The organism is Desulfobacter vibrioformis DSM 8776 (genome assembly GCF_000745975.1).
Taxonomy (GTDB): domain Bacteria; phylum Desulfobacterota; class Desulfobacteria; order Desulfobacterales; family Desulfobacteraceae; genus Desulfobacter; species Desulfobacter vibrioformis.
Genome location: NZ_JQKJ01000054.1, coordinates 1 through 7076 on the forward strand (window position 1 = coordinate 1; position 7076 = coordinate 7076).

Consider the following 7076-nt stretch of genomic DNA (forward strand, 5'->3'; position numbering starts at 1 on the left):
ACAGCCGATTTTGTTAACACCAGCCGAACCGCCTTGGTACGAGATCCGTATGCCGGGTGGTGTGGGAGGGCTCCTCAGTAATGGGGAGTCCTATCCCTATTAGCCCATGATTTCATTCATTCGTTCCTTGAAATATATTGGGTATTTTTCCATCATCGCATTGGCTCCGTCCCGGTCTTTTTTCAGCGCTTTCACGAGATCCTTCTTCTGGGTCGCTACCAGGTTCAAGGATGCAGCGAGGTCCTGAGAGATGACTCGGTCCGAAAAGCCAAGCTCGTAAAGGGCAATGGTGGTTTCCGTGGGTAGACCATATTTCAAGCGCTTTTGGAAAAGCTGTAGACGGTTGATCGGGTCGCCTATTCCTTCGCGGTCCAGCATTTCTACAAATTCACACAATGCACTCACAAGAAGGGCTCCATCATAGGCAAGCCCGCCCTCACAGATATCAATGATATTTTCGATTTTGACTTTCCTAGGCCTCTTTCCTTTACCGAGCTTGCATTTATTTTTGTCGGCAATTCGGAAAAGCTCATGAAATGGGGTCCCTGAAATCCACTTCTTCGTAATTTCTTTCAGGACGTCCTTCTTGTCGAACTTATTGAAAGCTTTGTTGTTTACATGCCCCGTTATTAACGGCCACGCGAGGTCAAGAACTTCGTCTCCATTTTGAGCGGCAATAAGTTCATCAGCGTTATCTTGTACCCACCCCTCAATCGCTTTAGCATCGTTGACACCATATAGTGTTTTCCCAAATGCTTTCCGCCGATTAACGTCAGTTATATTTTCTGATATGTTTTCAGCCAGAAGCTTGAACAATTCTTGAATCTGCTTCCGTTTCTCATCATCAGCTAAGAAGTACGCCAATGTCTGTTCCGCGAGATCAGCAATGTCTGCCTCCGTCAGCCCATTATCAACAGCATCCCAGCTAGAGAGAAGAAAGCCTTCGATGGAGGCGAGAGTCAGGCTGAAAAATTCGAATTGCGGCCTCACCGTATCGACCGTGAAACCGTTTCCACCGTGTTGTTGAGCAATCTTGCCAATAATTTCATCCAGGGAATCCCACCCGGCTATATAAGCTTTGGCAAAAGACAGGATGTCCCACGTCAGCGTATGATTCTTTTTGTCTTTTGACTTGGTACGGTCATTCCGAATAACCAGAGGGATCAGTTGAAAGAGGCTGCTTGCGCATTCCTCTGACTTGGTTGGATCAAGCAGCTCCTTGACTATATCCCACCGCCATCCGTCCTTTCGATTACGTCGCTTGTCATACACAATCGGGTCTGCAAACAGAATGCTGCCCTCCGTATGCATCCCGGCCCGACCTGCCCGGCCAATGAGATTGTGGAAATCGCGAACCTTGATGCGCTCCATACCTTGGTAGACACTGGTTACAATGAGGTATCGGATTGGAAGATTTACGCCCTGTGCCAATGTGGAAGTGCAAACAACGAACCGCACGAGGTTTTCACGCATGGCGTGTTCCACTGAAAGACGAATGCCATGTGGTGTATTGCCATGATGAGAAAATATGCCATGTTCGGCACTCATTGAAGCCGATGCTTCAGCTCCAAGATTTTCAACATGGAGGTAATGAAGCCGTTGAACCTCATTTCTGTCTGAAAATTCTTGCGGGAGCGGAAGAGGTATGCCGCGCTCAATGAATTCCACGGCTTTTTCACAGATACTTGTCGCTGTTGATTTTTTGCCACAAAAGATAGCGATGCTGCCATTAATGGATAGTTTTATACCGAGATAAAGTGCAATGGCCTGGCCATCGTCTCGCTCTGGAAAGTGGCGATCTTTCTGCTCTCTGCCTCTTCTCCCGAGATTGAATCTTTCAATCACCCTCGGAACGAAAAACTCGTTTTGTTCGGCGTCACGGCTGTCGACGTACTCGATCCTTCCCAACTGATCGAGCCAGCTCGCGAACCCGACTGACCTGAAAGTCGGAATCAGGGTTGTGCCCTTGACGACATTAGGCTCGCCGTTTAGCCACTCGCCGACGGCCTCGGCATTGCTGATGACCGCTGAGATCAGCACCTTCTGGGTTCCTTCGGGAATCATGGAGCGCAGTGATGTTAGGAGCAGCTCGTATGTGATGCCTCGTGTGCCGCTGTCAAACTGGTGGCCTTCATCAAACACCAGCAACCCAACGTGGCCAGCCAGCTCCGGCGCGTGCCGAAGGACGTAGACCAGCTTCTCGGGGGTTACAACCAGAATTTGCTGGTGTCCCAGGAGCTCGGCAATTTCAAAATCGGTCTGTAAAGCGTCGGAAAGTTCATCAACCTTGGTGGGTTCATTATGGAATGCCTCGACCAGGCTGTTCTTTATCTCGTGGCACAGAGCTCTGAACGGGGCGATGATGATGGCCAGTGATACGCGCTCGGCCAGAAACGCGCTTCGAAGGATCAGTTCCGTTGCCTTCGTTTTACCTGCGCTGGTAGGCATTTGAACGATGGCAGACTTGCCTTTGAGAACCTCAGCCTTGCCCAAGAGGTGTTGTGCAGGCCAGAGCTCCTTGATGAATGATTCCTTTTGCAGCGCATGGAGCCATTTGTCGCGGGGTAGCCCGGAATATGATGGCAGGGCTTTCCAAGCGGAATTTTCGAGCTTTTTCCTCAATACAGCCGCGATCACATCCCCAAATAGAAGCTGCCTGGGAGTGCCGAATTCATAGACGGCTTCCCTTAGTTTTGTGGCCAAATCGAGAAGATTTTCTTCACCATTCCCATCCTCGAAAAACTGGAGAATCCATCTTGAAATCCCTTCGATGAATCCGCCGAATGGTCCCTCAGCCCCATCAAAATAGGTTCCCAGATCGGCCTGCAACAACCAGAGCAACAGGTCTTCTAAACCATCGCCATCCAGATCCGGGCAGTCGCCATCAATGCGCTTCGCCAATACCGACGCGCTTCCGGGAAGATCGCACAGGTAATAGGAGGCAGAACCCAGAAGCACGAGGTATGGATCAAGTGTCTCATTCAGCTTTGATTGGAGATAGGAATCAAAAAAGCGGGCAGAAAAAAGCAGATTGGTTCTCAGCTCCGAGAGGGAACCGGGATCTGGCTCTTCCCGGTTGATAGCGGCGGCAAGGTCGCCCAGCAAACCAATCGAGATGGTAAAGAGCTTGGCCGGATCTTGGGTGATTTTGATGTGGTGCTCTTCCCGAACACCGTACTCGAGCATCTTGGCCTTTGACCGGGTGACGCCAAGCAGGAGTTGGGATTTCTTTTCAGGCCTCATCCGCCGCCCTCCTGTAGAGCTCGTGGACCAGGTCCATCATGCCGGGTCCTTTGATAACCAACAGGACAAGGCTGTCACTATTAGGGTGTGGAAAGACCTCCTTGGATTTCGATGACTTGGGAATTTTTCTGCAGTCTGCCGAAGCCAGTTCATCGGCGTCGAAACACTCATCAGAAATGATAGCCGCAGCGCCGTAGGTTTCTTTATAAGGCATATCTACGGGGCTTTGAAATCTCTCGATCCTTTGAGCCTGATCGATATCCCTTTTTTCAAAGAGCTTTTGCTTTATGAAGTTCAGCGATTCATCGATTCGAATGTGATCTTTGGCAGAATCGTTGATGGCATCCTGCAGACGGTTGATCTTAGAGGCGGAAAACTTTGTCTTGGATTCAAAGACAAACAAAACGTCCTTGGTGGAGGCTCCGCCGTCTTTTTTTTGAAATCGAAATCCAATGACATCACTGCCCTTGGGCGATTCATCTCGAACAACCTTTGATGACCACCGCACCCTGGGCACCCAGTAACCGAGAAGCCATTGCAGGTAATCGGAAACCAGGATTTCCCCAAAATCTCCCGCTCGGATTCCTGGACCGAGTTTGGATGTTTTGCACGGGAACTTGATATTGGCCAGATAATCCGGTCGCGGGCGTTTGCCCCGCAGGAAATCGATTTCAGCATCCAGGCAATAATGATTGCGGAAGTGTTTCGCCCATGCAGAGAGCACTGCCTCGTTTTTCTCATGACGGAACTCCCAGACTTCGACTTCCTTGCCGTCGGTGGTCTTCAGTCGTTCGCCTGTGTCGACGAGCCATTTAATATGTTCCGAGGTCCAGGGCATTCAATTTCCGTGTCTTAGTATGGGGGGCTAACAATATGTTCAGCAGATCCGTATATCATTCAAGATTGATTATCTAACTGCATAACATGATTATTTTCATGTTAACCAGATCTGCATATTTCCTTTTTAAAATCACTACTATTGGAATGCTTAAACATTCCTGTCAAAAATTGCAATAATCAATTAAATGCCCCTGTATAACGCTCCTTTATTCTTGGCCGGAAGACCGATGACTTATGGTATGAATGAACGCTTTTTCTGAAATTATCCGGCCACCAGATATTGTGTTAAGAAAAAAGAAAGGTCTCAGGCCTTTAAATCATTTATGATTTTTTGAATTGTATCAAGAAGACCGGGTATCTTCCTTTTGCACGTGAAAAATACAGTATCCGCGTTTATATCAGCATAATGGTGGGTGATAATATCTCTCATCCCTTTTGCTTTTTTCCAGTCAACATCAGGATATTTAGAGAGCAAATCATAATCGGTTATTTTATCGAGTTTTTTCAAAGATTCACCGATAACAATCAGCATCATGCAAATGGCATCCATTTTTTCAACACCATCCGAGGTGTCTGTAAAATCATTTGGACTGTGTATTATCTGAAATCGCTGAATAATCTTCTGAGCCGATTCCTGAATCTGATGAAGAATTTCTAAAAGTAGCTCGTTATCACGCATAAACAGCCTCATGATCTATTCTTTTTTTTAAAAAAGAATTCATTGAGTCTGTGTACGTAACAATATCAACAGGTTTTTTAAGCCTATCTTCCAAATCGTTTTTTATTCCAGCAAGCATGAAAAAATCTGGTTCTGAGACACGAATTACAATATCGATGTCACTTGCATCATTTGCCTCCCCCCGGGAGGTTGATCCAAAAATTCCAATTTGTGAAATTTTATATTCATCGGCTACTTCTTTTTTATAATGACGTAATATTTCTAATATCTTTTGATTGCCCATGAATAAACCTCAAATATTTGCTGTGTTATGGATTTGTGATACCACTTCTAATTTTACCACTTCGTAAGAATAGTACAACTTATTTGTCATTACCATGCAGGATAAGCCGGTATGATTATATGAAAATTCTGTTTATTGGCTTTTAGATAGATTAGAAGTGCTGACTAAGTGCTGACTAAGCATTTTAAACCCTTTATTGGTGCGCTTCTTGGTGGTATGATGCGGGTTCAACTCCCGCCGCCTCCACCAAAAAATATTTGTAAAATCAATACGTTATATGAAATGCACCCCTTAAAATAATGGGGCGGAAGTGGGGCAGGCTCATTGGAGTCGATTTGAGTCGCCTTTTTTAAATTCTATCACTTCGGCCTTTGCCTTTTTCTTAATAATTAATTCTGCCATATCAGCGGATTCAACTTCATCCATCTGACAGTATCGCTCAAAGGCTTTGTTCGTCCTGTGGCCGGAGTGTTTTTTTGCAGCTTCTTTACCTTGCATTTTGCCAATTTCGGTAGTGGTTGTGTGCCTGGTGCCGCCATAGAGATCAAGTCCCTCAATTTCGAGTTTGTTACAGGCTGCGGTCCATGCTTTATAAAAATATTTTTCACCAAATGGAGCGTCTCTTTGTACACCTTTTATCCCATCAATGTGCCTAAAAAATTTCACGGTTGGCAATGCAGGGTATTGCTCTTTTAATTGTCCAAATATTTCAACATGGCCGGGGGCGAGGCGGACAGTTAACAGACTGTTTTTCTTTTTGGTGGGGTAATGGATAAAAAGCATGCCGGATTCAAGATCAATATCACCCTCTGTCAATTTCAGAAGATCGGCAGGTCTGAGTTTTGTGTAAACACTTAAAAGTTCAATACCGAACCATTGCTTTGGATTTTTGGAGTCTTCTTTAATTTGCTCCAGGATCTGATTTTGGATCTCCCAGGTTGTTACGTTCCGGTATCCGAGTTCATATTCGATTTCCGGGAACTCTGGCATTTGAACAATGGTTATTACCTTACGCTTGTAAATGTATTTCCAAAAATCAGAAAGAGTGCTTTTATAGTTGTTCCTGGTTTTTTCGGATATGTTATCAATGGAAAAAAGGAAGTCCTCAATATCCGCACCATTGATATATTTTACGTTTGTGTCTCCCCAATGTTCCTGGGCAACCTTTATGTAATGGCATATATTGCTATAAGACTTTTTTGTTTTTTTTCTGTTAAGGTATTTTTCAGACAGGATATTAAATCCGTTTGGGTTTTCTTTTCTGTAGTCATTTGGATCGTATGTGCCTTCGCATGTTTTATATCTGAGACCCGTTAAGAAATCACACGCTTCTTTATAAGATGGAAACCTGCGGTAAACATCTTTCCCGAATCTGACTATAAAGGAAGTCGCTCCGACTTGAGGATGATTTGGGCAAAAACAACCACCTCGGCGTTCGTCATGGATCAGGTTGCTATTGCATACAAAGCACCTTTCCCTGGTAGTTATATTCCCTTTCATGCATACTCCCATCAATCTGAAATTATCAACGAGAGTATTATGTCGGGGCATTGAGGTCAAGTTTTATCCTTTGATCTACATGGAGGGTGATATTCGATTAATTATTTTCTATTTTTAGACAAACGGCCTTTGTTGTAATCCGCATAACAACGATTCAGATAGGTGTTAAAATCAATCTTTCCCGCCATGTATTCATACTCAAATTTCGTTAAGTAGGTGGACAAAAATAATTCTTGTTTTATCTTGCTTTGCAATAAATCATTGTTGTTTTTTTAATTTGCATAGCAAGGATATCAGATGGAACGTACGGGTAGAAAATTTGTTTCTCCAATTGAGCCATTGGCATTAAAATGGCTGTCACTTATTGAATTTTCGGATGAAGAGTCAAACCGTACTAAACTCAGGGCTCAAGCAATCCGGTTAAGCAACTCTGGGTATAGTATCAATCAGATTTCACAAATATGTTTGACTACTCAGGAAACAGTTTCGAAGTGGATCGATGGATGGGAAAAATATCAATTTGACTCCTTA

6 protein-coding genes are annotated in these 7076 nt (G+C 44.7%); 1 reads left to right on the forward strand and 5 read right to left on the reverse strand.

Going from position 1 to position 7076, the window contains the following annotated elements:
- Positions 1-99: 99 nt before the first annotated feature.
- The 5 genes from Q366_RS18605 to Q366_RS18625 form a co-directional block, all read right to left on the reverse strand.
- Positions 100-3243, reverse strand: coding sequence for a DEAD/DEAH box helicase (locus Q366_RS18605; protein ID WP_035242118.1), 3144 nt, complete (start codon positions 3241-3243; stop codon positions 100-102).
- On the reverse strand, positions 3233-4081 hold the full coding sequence (locus Q366_RS18610) for a Hachiman antiphage defense system protein HamA (RefSeq protein WP_035242120.1): 849 nt from the start codon (positions 4079-4081) through the stop codon (positions 3233-3235). The genes Q366_RS18605 and Q366_RS18610 overlap by 11 nt, the downstream gene beginning before the upstream one ends.
- Positions 4082-4387: 306 nt before the next feature.
- On the reverse strand, positions 4388-4762 hold the full coding sequence (locus Q366_RS18615) for a HepT-like ribonuclease domain-containing protein (RefSeq protein WP_035242124.1): 375 nt from the start codon (positions 4760-4762) through the stop codon (positions 4388-4390).
- Positions 4755-5045 (reverse strand): nucleotidyltransferase family protein, encoded by a 291-nt coding sequence (locus tag Q366_RS18620; protein ID WP_035242125.1) that lies wholly within the window; start codon positions 5043-5045, stop codon positions 4755-4757. The genes Q366_RS18615 and Q366_RS18620 overlap by 8 nt, the downstream gene beginning before the upstream one ends.
- Before the next feature lie 321 nt (positions 5046-5366).
- A complete protein-coding gene (locus Q366_RS18625; RefSeq protein WP_035242127.1) occupies positions 5367-6545 on the reverse strand; it encodes a site-specific integrase in 1179 nt (392 codons plus the stop codon).
- 297 nt (positions 6546-6842) lie between these two features.
- On the opposite strand from Q366_RS18625, the gene Q366_RS21090 reads away from it, so the two are divergent.
- Positions 6843-7076, forward strand: a 234-nt coding sequence (locus Q366_RS21090) for a helix-turn-helix domain-containing protein (RefSeq protein WP_156968236.1), incomplete at its 3' end; no start/stop codon positions are given.